The organism is Streptomyces curacoi, assembly GCF_001513975.1.
GTDB lineage: Bacteria > Actinomycetota > Actinomycetes > Streptomycetales > Streptomycetaceae > Streptomyces > Streptomyces curacoi.
On the sequence record NZ_KQ947987.1, the window covers coordinates 579561 to 596034 of the forward strand.

Below are 16474 nucleotides of genomic sequence, written 5' to 3' on the forward strand. Positions count from 1 at the left end.
GTCAGTCCTTCTCCCGGGTCAGGAAACGCTGGACGAGGGACACGGTCAGCACGAGCACGAAGAACACCAGGGAGATGGCTGCCGCGTACGCGGTCTGCTGCTGCTCGTAGCCGGTGCGCATCGCCTGGTGGACGACGGTGGTGGTGGAGTCGAGCGGACCGCCCTGGGTCATCACGTTGATCTGGGTGAAGAGACCGAACGCCTGGATGGTGATGGTGATCAGCACGAAGGTGCGGGTGGCGCGCAGTCCGGGCCAGGTGACATGGCGGAAGCGGTGCCGGCGGGTGGCGCCGTCGAGGTCGGCGGCCTCGTACAGCTCGGCGGGAATGGTCTGCAGACCGGCCAGCCAGATGATCATGTGGAAGCCGACGCCCTGCCACACCGACATCAGGATGACGGCCGGCATCGCGGTGGCCGGGTCGCCCAGCCAGTCCCGGCCCTCGACGTGTCCGAAGGTGAGTGCCGAGAGCACGTGGTTGATCAGGCCGTCCTGCCGGTAGAGGAAGGTCCACAGCAGGGACACGACCACCATCGAGGTGACGACCGGCAGGAAGTAGACGGTGCGGAAGAAGTTGACGCCGCGCACCTTCGCGTCGACCAGCAGCGCCAGCACCAGGGCGAGCCCGGCCTGGAGTGGGACGACGACGGCGGCGAAGTACGCCGTGTTGCGCAGGGACTTGAAGAAGACCGGGTCCTGGAAGAGCTGGGTGAAGTTCCGCAGGCCCACGAAGCGGGCCGGGGTGGGTGAGACGAGTCGTGCGTCGGTGAAGGACAGGGCGAAGGTCAAGGCGAGCGGTACGACGACGAAGACGATCAGCAGCACCACGGCCGGGGTGGCCATGCCGAGGGCGGTGAGGCTCTCACGGCGACGGGCGTTGGTCGTTCGGGTTCGCCGGACCGTGCGCAGCCGGCCGAGGGCTGCGGTCATGGTGGTCACGGGTAGCTCCAGGGGGAGCCGGTCCGGTTCAGGCGGTGCGGGGAGGCGCGGTCGGGGGCCCGAACCGGACCGGGGCGGGTCAGCCGGCGTAGTGGTTGTTCGTCTTCAGGTTGTTGTCGATGTCCTTGGCGGCCTGGCCGAGAGCGTCCTTGGGGTCGGCGCCGGCCAGGATGTCCTGCACGGCCTTCTGGAACTCGGTGGAGATGTACGGGTAGGCCGGGGTGACCGGGCGCACCACCGCGTACTCGCGCGCGAACCGGGTGAACACGCTGAACTCCCCGCCCGGCTGGTAGCCGTCGACCTGCTCGGCGGCGGCGTCGGTGGCCGGGATCGTGCCGGTGGCCCTGGCGTAGTCCACGAAGTACTTCGTCTGCCGGGAGAACTTCAACCACGCCTGCGCGCCGGCCTTGTTGGAGCAGGTCGAGCTCATCGCCCACTGCCAGGAGGCGCCGCCGATCCTGGGCCCGTGCAAGAAGTCGACCGGCGGGATGATCGCCAGGTCGTCACCGAGCTTCGCGGCGTTCTTGGCCGCGTTCCAGCTGCCGTCCCAGTGGATGGCGCTCTTGCCGGCCAGGAAGTCCTTGTTGGGGTCGACTCCCGACTTCTTCGCCAGATAGCCCTTGGTGACCAGCGAGCGCAGCCAGGTGGCCCACTCCACGGCGTCCTTGCCGTCGAGCGTGCCCGAGGCGCTCTTGTAGCCGTCGCGGTCGATCAGGTCCCCGCCGAAGCTCTGCAGCTGCGGTGAGTAGGCGTACGGGTACCACTCGCCGAGGCTGCCGGTGCCCATCTCCAGCGGGTACTCGAACTTCCCGCTCTTCTTCAGCTCGGCCAGCGCGGAGTCGAACTCGTCCTTCGTCCAGGGCTTGGCCATGGTCGGGATGCGGATGCCGTACTTCTTCAACACCGAGGTGCGGGCGAAGAAGGTGAGGGAGACGTCGGTGAAGCCGAACGCGTAGACCTTGTCCCGGTAGCGGCCGACGGTGCTGGGCAGCTGGTCGGACAGCGGAACCTCGCTGCCGGAGACGTCCATCGGGGAGAGATAGCCGCCCCATGCCCAGTTCGGCACGTTGGGGCCGTCCACGTCGAGCAGACAGGGCAGCTTGCGGGCGGAGGCGGCGGCCACGACGGAGTCGTTGTAGTTGCTCTGCGGGAACGCCTGGAGCTCGACCTTGTACTTGCTCTGCGAGGCGTTGAAGTCCTTGATGATCTTCTTGACGACGTCGAGTTCGGCCGAGTTGCCGGCGTTGTGCGTCCACAGCGTCAGCGTGTCGCCGCTGGCTCCGGACGTGCTGCCGCCGCTCCCGGTCGCGCATCCGGCGACCAGCGCGGTCGCCGCCGCGACGGCTACACTCGCGACTGCGAGGCGCCTGGTTCTGAACACCACGAGGTTCCTCCATCTCACTGAGACGGGTCTTGCCGGACCCGCCTTGGCGACCGGTTGCGACGGTCGCTGTTTCTTGGTGGTCGTCCCGCCGCCCGGGGGTCAGAGCTCCGGGCGGCGGGACAACCGTTTTCGGGTGCCCGGTTTCAGCCCTCGGCGGGGGCGCCGATGGAGGCACGTTCCCGCAGCGGCATGGGCACACGGTGGACGACTGCTTCGAGCGGCCCCTTGCGGAGGATCAACTCCACGGCGCGGCGGCCCAGTTGGTAGTGCGGCAGCTTCAGGGTGGTGAGCGCCGGGCGCAGTACGGCCGCGATGTCCTGGTCGTCGAAGGAGACCACCGACACATCGCCGGGCACCGACAGACCCGCCTCGCCGAGCGCCTGGTAGGCGCCCATGGACACCCGATCGGTCAGGCACACCAGCGCCCGTGGGCGGTGGCCCGCCGCGAGCAGCGCGGAGACCTCCCGGTGGCCGTCCGGCGTGTTCCAGTCGCACTCGACGACACCGTCCAGGCGCGCGCCGCCTGCCCGCAGGACCTCCTCCAGGCCGCGCATGCGTTCGTTGCCGGCGATGATCCCCTCGGGGGTGGCCGGCACGGCCTGGTGGCCGCCGATCGCCCAGATGCCCTCGCGGTGACCGGCCGCGAGCAGGGCACGGGCCGCGTCCCGCCCGGCCTCCAGCTCGTCGGGGACGACGGACGGGGCGTCGAAGCCGGGGGCGAGGCAGTTCAGCAGCACCACCCGGCGCCCGAACAGCTCCTTGGGCGGGGTGACGTACCGGGTGAACATGGACGCGTAGATCACCGCGTCCACCTGGCGGTCCAGCAGCGCGTGCACCAGCGAGGACTCGGCGGCGCGATCGCCGCCCGCCTCCGTGATGAACAGCAGGTGGTCCCGCTCCCGGGCGGCCTCCAGCGCGCCGCGGATCACCTCGCCCGCGAACGGCGTCGTGGTGATCCGGTCCGACACGAACCCGATGGTCTGCGTGGACTTCGTCCGCAGGCTGCGCGCGGTGACGTTCGGGCGGTAGCCCAGCTCCCGGGCGGCCTCCAGCACCCGCCGGCGGGAGGCGTCGGAGATACGCATGTCGGTGCGGCCGGACAGCGCGAACGACGCGGTCGTGGGCGAGACGCCCGCCTTGCGGGCGACATCGGCCATGGTCACACGACGCTCGGGCATCAGCCGCTCAGCTCCCCTTTGTTAAATCGGATTAGCAAGTTGCGACGAGAGTGATGCGCCCGTCGCCCGATGTCAACCCTGCGGATATGCCCCAGGGCGAACAGTGCTGATATGTGCGGGTTCATTGAGGTCTTGAGGTCACGCCGGGGTAACTCGACATGCATTAGCTCTTGCGTTAGCAGGAGCGGCGCGCCAACGATGCCGAGCCATCGACTAAACCGATTTGGCACGGCGTCAGGCCTGCCCGTGAGCCACCCAGGAGCCAGCCATGAGGAGAAGAACAGCCCTCACTGTCGTCTCCGCCGCCATCGGCGGCGCCGTCGTACCGCTCTCGTTCGCCTCCGCTCCCGCCGCAGCCCAGGGCGGGCGTGGGCCCCAGAGCCCCACCGCCCGCTGGGACTTCGACGAGCGCACCGGCACGGTCACCCGCGAGGCGGTCTCCGGCTCCGCCGACCCCATCGGCTACGTCTTCGACGACGCCCGCTACAAACCCGACAGCGACCCCGTGAGGCGCCGCGGAGTGAGCGGCCGGGCGCTGTACTTCGACGGCTACTCCACCGTCGTCACCGCCCAGAGCCCCGGCGCGCTCGACCCCGCCGACGGCATGACCATCGACGTGTGGATCGCCCCGTACGCCTGCGAGCACGGCATCGACGGCAAGCCTCAGGCCCTCGTCAACCAGCACGACCCGGACGCCAGGACCGGCTTCCTGCTCGGCCTGCGCCGCTTCGGGCAGATCGTGTTCCAACTCGGCTTCGGGACCGAACTGGTCGAGGTCAGGGGAGCCCCGGACCGGCCGGCCGCCAAGCACAGGTGGACCCATGTCACGGCCACCTACGACCCGGCCGCCCGGCAACTGCGCCTCTACCGCGACGGCCGTCCGATCGGCACCGCCGCCACCCCGGACAAGACGCCCGTACCGGCCCCGGACGAGCCCCTGCTCATCGGCCGCCACAACCGGGCCACGCTGCTGAACGGCGAGTTCCACGCCAACATGTACATGGGGCTGATGGACAGCCTCGTGATCCGCCCGGGCACCCTGGACGACCCGACGGCGCAGCGGGAGCACGCCGACACGATCGCGGCCCTCCCGGGCGGGCAGACCCCCCGGCCGGACCTGACCCACCACCGGACCCGTTTCGACGGCGACCGGCACCGCCCCCAGTTCCACATGCTGCCGCCCTGGCACTGGATGAACGAGCCGCACGCGCCCGTGTACTTCAAGGGCAAGTACCACATCTTCTACCAGCACGATCCGTTCGGCCCGTACTGGGGCCAGATCCACTGGGGACACGCGGTCAGCACCGACCTGGTGCACTGGCGCGACCTGCCCATGGCCCTCGCGCCCGCCGCGGACTCGGTCGGACCGGACGGGATCTGGTCCGGCTCGGCCCACGTCGACGGCGACCGAGGGCCGGTGCTGTTCTTCACCGGCGGCGACGACCGGCTGCCGTACCGCCAGCGCACCGGGCTCGCCGTGTCGTCCTACCAGGCCGACGGAGACACGGACCTGCCCACCTGGACGATGAGGTCCGAGCCGGTCACCGAGGCACCGGCGGGTCTGCCGGCCGGCCCCGGCACCGCGTGGGCGGAGAACTTCCGCGACCCGTTCGTCTGGGAGGAGGACGGCGTCTGGTACCAGCTGGTCGGCAGCGGCATCGTCGACTACGACGGCACGCGGGTCACCAGGAAGTACGGCGGAACCGCCCTCGTGCACACCGCCCGCAGACCCGAGGGCCCCTGGACCCACCGCGGCCCCCTGTACTGGAACGACCTCGCCACGGTGCCCGAGCCCGGCGAGGCGTGGGAGCTGCCGGTACTCCTCCCGCTCCCCGGCCCCCGGGGCGGACGCACCGGCAAGCACATCCTGCTCGTCAGCCCGTGGTGGGAGTCGTTCCACCCGAGCGCCGTCAAGCACACGTACTACTGGATCGGCACCTTCGACAAGCGCGAGTGCCGCTTCGTGCCGGACCACGAGGAGCCCCGCGAGTTCGACTTCGGCGAGCACTTCACCGGACCGTCCGGCTTCGTCACCCCCGACGGCCGGTCCGTGCTCTTCAGCATCACCCAGGACCGCCGCAGCGAACAGCAGCACGCCCAGTCCGGCTGGGCGCACAACGCCGGGATGCCCGTCAGCGTCTTCCTGCGGCAGGACGGCACCCTCGGCGTCGAACCGATCGCCGAGGCGGCCGGCCTCCGGGGCGAGAGGCTGGCCCGGGTCCGGCGGGCCTCCGTCGAGGAAGCGAACCGGAGTCTCACCGAGATCTCGGGTGACCTGCTGGACATCAGCGCCGTCATCGAGCCGCGCGGCGCCGAGCGGATCACGCTGGCGGTCCGCGCCTGCGCCGACGGCACGGAGGAGACCCTGCTCTGCTACGACACCGCCGAGCGCCGCTTCTGGATCGACCGCGGCCGCTCCAGCCTCGACCCCGACGTACGCAAGGGGGTGCACGGGGGAACCGTCGAACTGGACGGCGGGCGGCTGCGACTGCGCGTCCTGCTGGACCGCTCGATGCTGGAGGCGTACGTCAACGGGACCAACAGCCTCACCAGCCGCGTCTACCCCACCCGGGCAGACGCCACCGGCCTGCGTCTGACCGCGCGGGGAGGCGCAGCCCACGTCCTGGAGCTGGACGTCTGGCGCATGAACGGCGCCTACGACACGCCCGTCGCTCCCGCCGCCTACGACCCGCCGCGCCCGACGGACGTCGACGCCCTCCCCAACCACGACTTCGCCACCGGCGACCTCACCGGATGGACCGTCGTCTCCGGCACGACCTTCAGCGACGCCAACGTGACCACCCGCACCGACTGGGACTGGGGCGGCCCCTTCTACCAGGCCGAGACGGCGGACGACGTGTCCGGCCACCACCTGTGGGGCTTCAACCCGGACGCGGGCGGCGACGACGCCACCGGAGTGCTCCGCTCCGCCACCGTGGTCCTCGGCGGAGACGGCATGGTCGACCTGCTCGTCTCCGGCGGCAACGACCCCGACCGCTGCTACGCGGCCGTCGTCCGCGCCGACGACGGCAAGGTCCTGGCCAAGGCGACCGGCCGCGGCGTCGAACAGTACCGCCGCGTCGTCCTCGACCTGTCCGCCCATATCGGCGAGCGGGTCTACGTCGAGGTCGTCGACCGGGCCACCGGCGGGTGGGGCCACATCAACGTGGACGACGTCAATGTTCCCGTGCGCCGTGACTGACGCGGAGGGTGAGCCGCGCTTCTGGTGAACGTCCCACGGCGAAGCAGGCGAAGCCGCCCACGACGAAGGCCATGCGAGGCGGTGCGATCGGGTGTGCGCCGCCGACTCGTCACACGTCGCCCTGGCTGTCGCTGGTGCAGCCGCCATCGGTCACCGTCCACGGTGGCGCGGGTGCGATACGGGGAGGCAGGGCGTGAACCGGGGGGGGCAGCAACCACTGTTCCGTGACGCCTGCCGCTGGCGGCAAGTCCGCACCCGGCATCGGTCTGAGCAGACGTTCCACAGCCCCCACGCCCCAGATCGTCCAGCCCTACGCGACCCACGGCCAGAGTTCACACCTACTTACAGGATGTTGTGCGCAAACCATGTCCGCGCGCGTCGGGCGACATTCATGCCTGTGATGTCCAGGGTGGCTCCGCGGCGGCGGCGTACGGCCTTCTCGGTGGCCGCAGCGGTCAGGGCGAGCTCACGAGCGTGCCACGGCAGGTGGGCCCGGATCATCCAGCTCTGGCTACCGCACGTCGGCTCGGTGTTCGGGGTGCTGGCGCTGACGGTGGGGATGGTGACAATCCACTCGTTCATGAGGCACCTTGCGACTGTGACGCCGGCCGCCGGGCGGAGCTTGCGCGGCTCAGGTCACCAGGTGGGGGTCGAGGCTTGGAATGTCTTCGATTCTTCTCGGTCCCGCACCGGTGGGGATCCGTCGGCTGTCCGTGATGGCCCCCCGCCGGTCGGCGGGACCGCGGTCCGGCCACGGCTGTCCAGGGACCGGGAGACAGGCAGCGCCCGGCGCTCTCGGTGGTCTTTGGAGGCGCATGGGGCGGGCAGTGGGCCAGGCGGGATCACCCGCGGGTCGAGGGCTGGGTGATCAACGGCATGTCAGTGGGCAGGGTGGCGGTTACCACAAATCCGCCGTCGGCTCGGGGCCCGGCGGTGAAGAAGCCGCCCAGGAGGTGAACTCGTTCGCTGAGGCCGACCAGGCCGTGGCCGCCGCTGGGCAGCTGTAGTGGAACGGCTGCGGGGTCGGCGGGGCCGTTGTGGATTTCGACTTGCAGTTCGTCGTTCTCCTGCCGTACGCGGACCTGGACCTTCGCGCCGGGTGCGTGCTTGCGTACGTTGGTGAGCGCTTCCTGGACGATACGGAAGGCAGCTCGCTCGACCGTCTCGTGGCAGCGGGTGCATGCCTGCTCGTCGATTTCGGCGTCGATGTCGAGTTCGCTTTCGCTGATGAGGCGGGGCAGGTCCGTCAGCCGCGGCTGGGGTGTGAGCTCCCCGCTTGTGCCGCCCGCGGCGCGAAGTACGCCCACCATGTGGCGCAGCTCGTCCAGGGTGCGGACGGCCAGGGTACGGATGGTGTTCGCGGTGTCCTTGGTGGCGGGGTCGGTGGTGTTCGTTCGCAGTGCGCCGGCCTGGAGGCTGATGAGGCTGACCTGGTGGGCGACGACGTCGTGCATTTCTCGCGCCAGCTGCGCCCGCTCGGCGGCGAGTACTTGCTCGGACAGAAGGCGGTGTTCGCGGGCTCGTCCCTCGGTCAGCTCGTGCAGGCGTGCGGCGAGTTCGCTGCGCAGTGCGATGGCGCGTCCTAGTGCTGCCGCAGCCATGGGGGTACCCACGGCATTTTCGATCGAAGAAAAGTCTGTGGCTCGATAAGCAAGCTCGCCCATGCTCAAGGGGTAGGGCAGGAAGTTCCCGGTGGCGACGAGAAGCGTGCACAGGACCAGCAGGCGACGGTCTGACCGCAGCCGAGCCACGGTGTAAAGAGCGATCAGCCCGGCGAGCCACGAACTGCCCATGAACACGCCAGGCCAGGTGATGAGCAGGACACTCAAGGGCGTCCGGAGGCGACCGAGCAGAGCGGCTACCGCAACGTAGGAGGCGGCCCATGGCGCGGGGGACATCGGTGCCGTGGCCACCGCGGCGTCGGCGGCTGCGGCGACCACGGGGCCGAAGGTGATCCACAGCGGTCTGGATCTTGTTTCACCCTTCACGCCGCGCCCCTGGGCGGTTGGGGCCGTCCGTGACCAGACCTGCCCGCTCGGCAAGCACGGCAGCCTGCACGCGGTTGAGTCCGCCGAGTTTGCTGAGGATCGCGCTGACGTGATCTTTGACGGTGCCGTGCGCGAGATGCATACGCGCAGCGATGGTGGCGTTCGACAGGCCCTGACCGAGCAGGCTCAGCACTTCCCGCTCGCGGTTGGTGAGCCCGCTGACGGCACGTCTGGCCTGCTGTGAGTCGTCGGCTCCCTCGACGTAGCCGCCGATCACGGTCCGGGTGACTGTCGGGTCCAGAGCGCCGCCGCCGGCTGCCAGGATCCGGACCGCCTGGGCCAGCTGCTCGGGATCGGTGTCCTTGAGCAGGAAGCCGGCCGCGCCGTCGCGCAGGGCGGTTGCCAGGTATTCGTCCGTGTCGAAGGTGGTGAGCATGGTGACCGCCGGCATCTGCGCGCCGGGCAGCGCGGTCTTCAGACGGTTCAGCACGGTCAGCCCGTCGACGTCGGGCATGCGAATGTCCAGCATCACGACGTCTGGACGGTGTGCGAGGACTGTTTCCACGGCCTGCGCGCCGCCGCAGTCGGCGACGACCTCGATGTCGGCAGCAGCGCCCAAGATCATCCGCAGTCCGGAACGGACCAGCTGCTCGTCATCGACGACGACTACGCGGATTGCCTTTTCTTCGTTGTCAGGAGCCACATCATCACTGTATGTCGCAAACGGCGCGATCACCTGCGAGAGGGCGGGGAGCGCCCCCGCCGTCTGGCGGGGGCGATTACAGACGGCAGTCGGGTCCGCCGGGAAGGGAATTCGGGGAAAGTTTTGGATGTCGGCAAGGCGCCGCACCCCGAGAACACTGTTAGCGGGGTTTGCAGCGTGGCGCGACCTTCCGGCCGCGTCACCCGAAAACCCCGAGAGGAAAACCGTGGAAGCTGCTCGTTATGCAGAGTACGCCCAGCAGGGCAACCCTTTCTACGACAAGCCCGCCAAGCGCCGCGCAATCCGTTCCTACGAAGAGCTGGTGGCCATTCCCGAAGACTGGGAGAGGAATACACTGAGCCAGTGGACGGTCGTCCAGCCTTCCGATGCCGCCCTCCCCGTACAGGGCTGGAAGGTCCACGTATCGGCAACCCATGAGAACGCCGAGCGAATCCTCAAGGCAACCGCGGAATACTGCATCAGTACGAACACCGCGTTCAAGTTCCTTTCCGGCCCGGTAGCCCTTCACCAGCAGAACCATAAATACGCCCACCGCGGCTCCAGCGGAAAATTCATCGCAATATACCCCCTCGACGAGGAGGGGCTGCGCACGACCCTGAACGAGCTGGGAGACATTCTCGACGGAGAAAAGGGGCCGCATATCCTCAGCGACCTGCGCTGGCGCAACGGTCCGCTGTATGTGCGGTACGGCGGGTTCGCGCAGCGCTTCGCACACGACTCCGCAGGGAAGCCGGTTCTGGCTATCGAGAATCCCGACGGTGAGTTGGTCCCGGACGAGCGTGAGCCCGTCTTCGCGCCGCCGTCGTGGGTGGACGTGCCGGACTTCCTTCGCCGACAGCAGGCGGACATGGCGCGGCCGGCGGAGTTTCCCTTCCGGCCGGAGGCCGCACTGCACTTTTCCAACGGGGGTGGTGTCTACCGTGCCACCGAGGCCAGCACTGGCCGCACGGTCGCGTTGAAGGAAGCCCGCCCGTATGCGGGGCTGGACATGCTCGGCGTTGAGGCGGTCACCCGCCTCAAGCATGAGGCCGCCGTATTGCGACGCCTGTCCGGACTGTCCTGCACGCCTGAGTACTACGACTACCTGACGTGCTGGGAACACCACTTCGTCGCCAGCGAGTTCATCGAAGGCACGACCCTGTGGAAGGAGATGATCACCCGCACCCCGCTGCTGGGTCTGGACGGCGCCGACCAGCGCGACCCGGAATACACCGCCTGGGCGCTGAATGTGTACGACCAGCTCGAACGCGGTCTTCAAGACATCCACGCGCGTGGTGTCGTCCTCGGCGACATCCATCCGCACAACATCATGGTGAGCCCCGACGGCAGCGTGGTCTTCATCGACTTCGAGTTCGCGGGTATCGACGATCCGCACCACCGCCCGGCCCAGGGTGCGCCGGGCTTCTACCCGCCGCCGCACCTGTCCGGCGTCGCGGTCGACGACTGGCTGCTGGCCTGCCTGGGCCTGCACATGTTCTACCCCCTGACCTCTCTGCTGGACCTCTCGCGCGCCAAGGCACTGCAGCTTGCACGGGCGATCCAGGACCGCTTTCCGGTCCCGGACGACTACATCAGGCGACTCACACAGAAGCTCAGCCATGGGATCACCGAGGGCGGCACAGGTGTGTACGCCACGTGGGGCCGGGACTTTTCCGAGGCCACGCCGTCTATCGCTGCCGGCATACTCGCCAGCGCCACCCCGGAGCGCGACGACCGGCTCTTCCCCGGCGACATCGAGCAGTTCACCACGGGAGGGCTCAACGTTGCGCACGGCGTGGCCGGAGTGCTGTACGCGCTCGCCCAAACCGGTCACGGTCGACACGAGGAACACGAGCAGTGGCTGATCAGCCAGGTACGAGAAGTGGCGGAGTCACAGCTCGGTTTCTACGACGGGCTGCACGGCATCGCCTACGTGCTGGACCACCTCGGCCACGAAGGCGAGGCCCTGTCCCTGCTGGACAGGGCGCTGAACAGGCCGATCCGCCATCCCGGCATCGACTTGCGCGGCGGCCTGTCCGGTATCGGCCTGAACCTGCTGCACTTCGCGCAGCGCAACGGCGACGCCGATCTGCACAAGCGCGCGGTCAACGTGGGCGAGCACCTGGCATCAGTGCTGCCCAGCACACCCCCGAGCGCCTCACAGCTCGTCGGCCAGGCGGGGTTGATGCGTGGCTGGAGCGGACCTGCGCTGCTGTTCCTGCGCCTCCATGAGGCAACGGGCGATCACGACTATCTCGGCCTCGCGGCACGCGCCCTGCGCATGGACCTGGCCGGGTGCGCCCTTACTCCGTACGCAACCCTCGAAGTGGACGAGGGCTTCAGGGTGCTGCCTTACCTGGCCACCGGCAGTGCCGGCCTCGGCATGGTTCTTCAGGATTACCTGTCCCACCACGACGATGAAGAATTCCGGGTCGCGTTGGAGCAGATCGTCAAAGCCGCCCACTACGAGTTCTACATCCAGCCGAACCTTTTCAACGGAGCCGCCGGAATCCTCTTCCTCCTGACGCGTGAACGCGTCAGAGAGGCGACCAGCGCACACGATGGGGCCATCGACCGCCTCATGCGCCTGCTGGTCCTTCAGGCCATCCCGCACGAGAGCCACATCGCCTTCCCGGGCGAGCAATTGCTGCGGCTCTCCACAGATCTTGCTACCGGAGCCGCCGGCGTACTGCTGGGCATCGACGCCGTCCGTACGGGCAGCCCCGCCCTGCCGTTCCTGCCGCCCCCGGTCAGCACACAGACCTCCGGCTGACCAGCCGGAGCGACACCCAACAAGGAGAAACAACCATGACCGTTCTCGACCTGCAGACCCTGCCGTCCCCGGAGACCGACGCCCTGCCTGGCGGCGGCAGCACGCAGAGCTGGGTCTGCGGCAGCTTCGTGAGCACCGGCTGCTTCTGACCTGCCGCGTACTCGCTTCGGTGGGCGGCCACCTGCGCCGCCCACCGGCACCCCACCCCACCCCACACTCCATGAAAGGAACTCCACCATGACAGTTCTCGACCTGCAGACCCTGCCGTCCCCCGAGACCGACGCCCTTCCCGGCGGCGGCAGCACGCAGAGCTGGGTCTGTGCCAGCTCGTGGAGCATCAACTGCTGACCCGCCAAGCTCACGCCACCCACTTCTGACGGAGACAAACGAAATGTCCGTGCTTGATTTGCAGACCCTGACCGTTTCACAGCGGGAGCAGGTGCCCGCGACCAGCAGCAACAGCTACGTCTGCTTCACCAGCTACTGGAGCAACGGCTGCTGATCGCCCCTCGGCCCGGGGCGGTGCGCTCGCACTGCCCCGGCCCTGCTGAATGCCCGACTGACACCGAAGAGCGCAGGAGACCTACCCGATGCCTGCTTCCAGGACGCACTGCCGCAGCGCGAGTGGATGCCACGAAGAAACTGAGGGCCCGGCTGAAGGCGCGCGCCCCCGCCCTGGCTGCTTCCCGCCGTCGCCTCGCCCTGTAAAAGCCCGCGTGCCCCGCGCTGACTGGCCGCGCACACACCGAAGGTAATCCCTCATGGCCCGCAATCCCCTCCCGACGTCGTCTGAGCGCCGCACCAGGCGTACCGGCGACCGGCTGCTGTGGCAGTCGGTCAGCCGTCGCCGGACCGCCTTGGCTGCCCTGGTGGCAGCCCTGCTGCTGGAGCTCGTGTCGGACCTGGTGCTGCCGCTGGCGCTGGCTCACGCGCTGGACAGCGTGATCCATGGCCGCCAGACGGCCACCTCCTTGATCCTGCTGGCGGGCACGCTGGTCCTGGCCGCCTCATCCGAGGTCGCCATCCAGTTCGCCGACCCCTACACCTCCGCGGCAGGCGTTGCCGAACTGCGGCGACGTGCCGTGCGCCACTGGCTGTGTGCGGGAGCGGGTCTCACTCGCCGGCATCGCCCAGGGGATGTCGTGACACGCATGGTGGCCGGCGCCGGGGACACCGCAGGGAGCGCCGTGGCGTTTGCTCGCACGGTGACGTCCCTACTGGGGGCCGTCGGCGGCCTTGTCGCGCTTGGGCTGATCGATCTGTGGCTGCCGTTGACGGTTCTGGTCGCCTTGCCGGTGGCCGTCGTGATGATGCGTACCTTTGTCCGCGGCACTGCGGAGCTCGCTGGTGACTACCAGCTGCTGCAGGGCGACATCATGAGCCGACTCCTCGACGCCCTGCGTGGCGCCCGTACCATCCGGGCCTGCGACACCGCGGAGCAGGAAGTGGAGCGCACGCTGGTGCCGCTTGCGGATCTGCATCGCGCGGGTGCCTCGATGTGGGCCATGCTGGCCAGGGTTTCCTGGCAGGCGACGCTGCTGGGCCCCTTCGTGTCCCTCTCGGTCCTGGCGGTCGCTGGTTTCGGTGTCAGCGCCGGCCGGGTCACCCCCGGTCAGCTGGCCGCCGTCGTCTCCTACGCCGGGCTGGTCCTCGGCGCGCTGGACCACTCGCGGCTGCTGGCCCGGCTGGCCCGGGCGCGGGCCGCCACCGGCCGCATCGCCGACCTCCTCAGCCTGCCGGGACACTCCTACGGCCACCAGGACCTCCGCCCCGGGCACGGCAGCCTCCGGCTACGCGAGGTCACCGTGGACGTCGACGGGCGACGCGTACTGCGCGACGTCGACCTGGACGTGCCGGCAGGCTCCTCCGTGGCACTGGTGGGGCGTACCGGATCGGGGAAGTCGGCTCTGGCCGCTGTCGCCGGACGTCTTCTGGAACCCAGCCACGGCACCGTGCTGATGGACGGCGTACCCATGCAGTTGCTGTCCCGGCAGGCACTGCGCTCAGCGGTCAGCTACGCCTTCGCGCGCCCGGTGTTGCTGGGCGGCACCGTCGCCGGCGCGATCGGCCTGGGCTCCGAGCCGGCCTCAGCCCGGCACGTGAGGGCCGGGGCGCGGGCCGCTCGCGCCGACGGTTTCATCAAGCGGCTGCCTGCCGGGTACGACAACGTCATCCGCCACACACCGCTGTCCGGCGGAGAGACCCAGCGCCTGGGGTTGGCCCGCGCCTTCGCCCGCAACGCCAGGCTGCTCATCCTGGACGACGCCACCTCCAGTCTGGACACCGCCACCGAGCACGAGGTGCACCAGGCACTTGATGATCCTGCGCTGCGGCGCACCCGGCTGCTGATCGCCCGGCGACCGGCCACGGCCGCCCGTGCCGACCTGGTGGCCTGGCTCGAAGAGGGCCGCATCCGTGCCGTGGCACCCCACCAGGACCTGTGGGCCGAACCCGCGTACCGAGCCGTCTTCCAGCCCACTCAGGAACCCGGCCCCGCCGCACCGCCGCCTGCCGGACAGCACCATGCGCCCCGCAAGGAGTACACCCATGTCGCCTGAACTCGCCGCCACCCACGGCCCCGTGTGGAAGGAAGTCACCACCGACCGTGGGGCCCTGTGCCGCCTGGCCGGCTGGTCAGCGCTGTCCGTGCTGCCCGTCCTGGTGCAGGGACATATGATCCGCCTCGCCAGCGACCGGGGGTTTCTCGCCGGCACCCCACGGGACGGCGTCGCCTATCTGGTCCTGGCCATGGCCGCCTTCGTCCTCGGCGCCCTTGCCACCCGCCATACGCTTCGTTCCCTGACACAGATCGTCGAGCCCCTGCGGGACCGGCTGATGCGCAGGGTGATCACTGCCGAGATTCACGGCGCTGTCGACAGCCCCCACCGGACCGGCTCCTCGGCGGTGGCACGGCTTGCCGGGCAGATCGAGGTGGTACGCGACCTGGTGGGCGGGCTGCTGGCCTCGGCGCTGTCCCTCGTTTTCACCACCGTCGCAGCCACGCTCGGGCTGTTGGCCCTCCACCCGCTGCTGGCCGCCCTGATCATCGTTCCGGTCCTTGCCGCACTGGCCCTGGTCACCGCGCTTGTCCCGGTGCTCTACTCCCGTCAGCGCAAGGTGCTGTATGCCGAGGAAGAGGTTGCGGCGATCACGACCTGGGCGGTGGAAGGCACCCGTGACGCCATCGCGTGCGGCGCCGAGGACCGCGTTGCCGCCGACGTGCTCGACGCTGTGGAGCGGCAGGCCGACTGTGAGCGGGCGCTGGCCAGGGCACAGGCTCTGCGCACGGCCGCTGTGGCAATCGGGCTGCACCTGCCGCCGCTGCTGCTCATCGCCGCCGCCGGCAGCCTCACAGGCCACGGCATCACCGCCGGAGCTCTGCTTGGCGCCGGAGCCTACATCCTCAGCGGCATCGCTCCGGCCTTGCGCCAGTTCGTGTCTGCCGTCGGCTCCTCCGGCCTGAAGCTGGCCGTTGTCATGCAGAAGGTGGCCGCCGCCGGCTCCCGGCCGGCTTCCCGTGCACACGGCACCAAGCCGCCCCAGGCTCCACGGGGGAGCGATCTGGAGCTGCGGGATGTCTCCTTCGGCTACGGGCCGCACGCTCGTGTGATCGACGCCTTGAGCCTGCGTCTGGAGCCCGGCAGCCGCCTCGCGGTCGTGGGCCCCAGCGGTGTCGGCAAGTCCACCCTCGCTGATCTCATCACCGGTGCCCTCACCCCTGACACCGGCCATGTGCTCCTGGGCGGCGTGCCAGTGAACACGCTGAGCGGACAAGCCCGGCGCGATCACATCGCGGTGGTACCGCAGGACGCTTACGTATTCGCCGGAACGCTGCGCGACAACCTCACCTACCTCGCCCCCCACACCACCGACCACGACCTCGACACCGCGCTCTCCCGCTTCCGGTTGGGCCCCCTGGCGGAACGGCTCGGCGGAAACGACACGCCATTCGACCCGAACAGCCTGTCCGCCGGAGAGCGCCAGCTGATCGCGCTGGCCCGTGCCGACCTGCAAGCCGCACCGGTCATCGTCCTCGACGAGGCGACCAGCGCCCTCGACGCTGATGCCGAAGCCCGCGCCGAGCAGGCCGTGTACGCGCGCGGCGGAACGGTCGTGGTGATCGCCCACCGCATCAGCTCCGCCATGCGCGCCGACGCCATCCTCGTCCTGGACGCAGAGCGCGCCGACATCGGGACCCACGACGAGTTGCTCAAGCGCTCACCGCTCTACGCCGACCTCGTCGGCCACTGGCACGGCACCACCACGCCGCCCGACCACAAGCCCACCCCCGTCACCCTGTAACCCTCGC

The 16474-nt window shown here is 69.5% G+C and carries 12 protein-coding genes; 6 read left to right on the top strand and 6 right to left on the bottom strand.

Going from position 1 to position 16474, the window contains the following annotated elements:
• Window position 1: 1 nt before the first annotated feature.
• From AQI70_RS15995 to AQI70_RS16005, 3 genes are all read right to left on the bottom strand, one after another.
• Window positions 2–928, bottom strand: a complete 927-nt coding sequence (locus tag AQI70_RS15995) for a carbohydrate ABC transporter permease (protein ID WP_244181676.1) — start codon at window positions 926–928, stop codon at window positions 2–4.
• An 88-nt stretch (window positions 929–1016) separates the two neighbouring features.
• Window positions 1017–2321: an ABC transporter substrate-binding protein gene (locus AQI70_RS16000; RefSeq protein WP_062149618.1), complete on the bottom strand. Its 1305-nt coding sequence runs from the start codon at window positions 2319–2321 to the stop codon at window positions 1017–1019.
• 143 nt (window positions 2322–2464) lie between these two features.
• The gene (locus AQI70_RS16005) at window positions 2465–3499 is read right to left on the bottom strand and encodes a LacI family DNA-binding transcriptional regulator (RefSeq protein ID WP_062149621.1); all 1035 of its coding nucleotides are present in this window, start codon (window positions 3497–3499) and stop codon (window positions 2465–2467) included.
• A gap of 268 nt (window positions 3500–3767) precedes the next feature.
• On the opposite strand from AQI70_RS16005, the gene AQI70_RS16010 reads away from it, so the two are divergent.
• Window positions 3768–6701, top strand: coding sequence for a glycoside hydrolase family 32 protein (locus tag AQI70_RS16010; protein ID WP_062149624.1), 2934 nt, complete (start codon window positions 3768–3770; stop codon window positions 6699–6701).
• Window positions 6702–7043: 342 nt separating this feature from the next.
• Here the strand turns inward: AQI70_RS16010 and AQI70_RS16015 are convergent, their stop codons facing one another.
• The 3 genes from AQI70_RS16015 to AQI70_RS16025 all read right to left on the bottom strand — a co-directional run bounded on the left by AQI70_RS16015 (window position 7044) and on the right by AQI70_RS16025 (window position 9314).
• Window positions 7044–7283, bottom strand: coding sequence for a hypothetical protein (locus AQI70_RS16015; protein WP_062149627.1), 240 nt, complete (start codon window positions 7281–7283; stop codon window positions 7044–7046).
• 260 nt (window positions 7284–7543) lie between these two features.
• Entirely contained in the window at window positions 7544–8641 is a 1098-nt protein-coding gene (locus AQI70_RS16020) for a sensor histidine kinase (RefSeq protein ID WP_244181652.1), read from the bottom strand.
• A 37-nt stretch (window positions 8642–8678) separates the two neighbouring features.
• A complete protein-coding gene (locus AQI70_RS16025) occupies window positions 8679–9314 on the bottom strand; it encodes a response regulator (protein WP_062149632.1) in 636 nt (211 codons plus the stop codon).
• Window positions 9315–9618: 304 nt separating this feature from the next.
• On the opposite strand from AQI70_RS16025, the gene lanKC reads away from it, so the two are divergent.
• The 5 genes from lanKC to AQI70_RS16040 all read left to right on the top strand — a co-directional run bounded on the left by lanKC (window position 9619) and on the right by AQI70_RS16040 (window position 16467).
• Window positions 9619–12165: a class III lanthionine synthetase LanKC gene (gene lanKC, locus AQI70_RS16030; protein ID WP_062149635.1), complete on the top strand. Its 2547-nt coding sequence runs from the start codon at window positions 9619–9621 to the stop codon at window positions 12163–12165.
• 35 nt (window positions 12166–12200) lie between these two features.
• Complete coding sequence (locus AQI70_RS38545) at window positions 12201–12314, top strand: SapB/AmfS family lanthipeptide (RefSeq protein ID WP_107116996.1); 114 nt, start codon at window positions 12201–12203, stop codon at window positions 12312–12314.
• Window positions 12315–12402: 88 nt separating this feature from the next.
• Window positions 12403–12513 carry a SapB/AmfS family lanthipeptide gene (locus AQI70_RS38550; RefSeq protein ID WP_107116997.1) on the top strand — a complete coding sequence of 37 codons (111 nt, stop codon included), beginning with the start codon at window positions 12403–12405 and terminating at the stop codon, window positions 12511–12513.
• Window positions 12514–12926: 413 nt separating this feature from the next.
• The gene (locus AQI70_RS16035; protein ID WP_062149638.1) at window positions 12927–14723 is read left to right on the top strand and encodes an ATP-binding cassette domain-containing protein; all 1797 of its coding nucleotides are present in this window, start codon (window positions 12927–12929) and stop codon (window positions 14721–14723) included.
• Window positions 14724–14838: 115 nt separating this feature from the next.
• Window positions 14839–16467 carry an ABC transporter ATP-binding protein gene (locus AQI70_RS16040; RefSeq protein ID WP_159042666.1) on the top strand — a complete coding sequence of 543 codons (1629 nt, stop codon included), beginning with the start codon at window positions 14839–14841 and terminating at the stop codon, window positions 16465–16467.
• Window positions 16468–16474: the final 7 nt, after the last annotated feature.

Bases quoted from the DNA above. Each gene is read 5' to 3' on its own strand.
- AQI70_RS15995 (WP_244181676.1), bottom strand. From the start codon at position 928: ATGACCGCAGCCCTCGGCCGGCTGCGCACGGTCCGGCGAACCCGAACG.
- AQI70_RS16005 (WP_062149621.1), bottom strand. From the start codon at position 3,499: ATGCCCGAGCGTCGTGTGACCATGGCCGATGTCGCCCGCAAGGCGGGC.
- AQI70_RS16010 (WP_062149624.1), top strand. From the start codon at position 3,768: ATGAGGAGAAGAACAGCCCTCACTGTCGTCTCCGCCGCCATCGGCGGC.
- AQI70_RS16015 (WP_062149627.1), bottom strand. From the start codon at position 7,283: ATGAACGAGTGGATTGTCACCATCCCCACCGTCAGCGCCAGCACCCCG.
- AQI70_RS16025 (WP_062149632.1), bottom strand. From the start codon at position 9,314: ATGATCTTGGGCGCTGCTGCCGACATCGAGGTCGTCGCCGACTGCGGC.
- AQI70_RS38545 (WP_107116996.1), top strand. From the start codon at position 12,201: ATGACCGTTCTCGACCTGCAGACCCTGCCGTCCCCGGAGACCGACGCC.
- AQI70_RS38550 (WP_107116997.1), top strand. From the start codon at position 12,403: ATGACAGTTCTCGACCTGCAGACCCTGCCGTCCCCCGAGACCGACGCC.
- AQI70_RS16035 (WP_062149638.1), top strand. From the start codon at position 12,927: ATGGCCCGCAATCCCCTCCCGACGTCGTCTGAGCGCCGCACCAGGCGT.
- AQI70_RS16040 (WP_159042666.1), top strand. From the start codon at position 14,839: ATGATCCGCCTCGCCAGCGACCGGGGGTTTCTCGCCGGCACCCCACGG.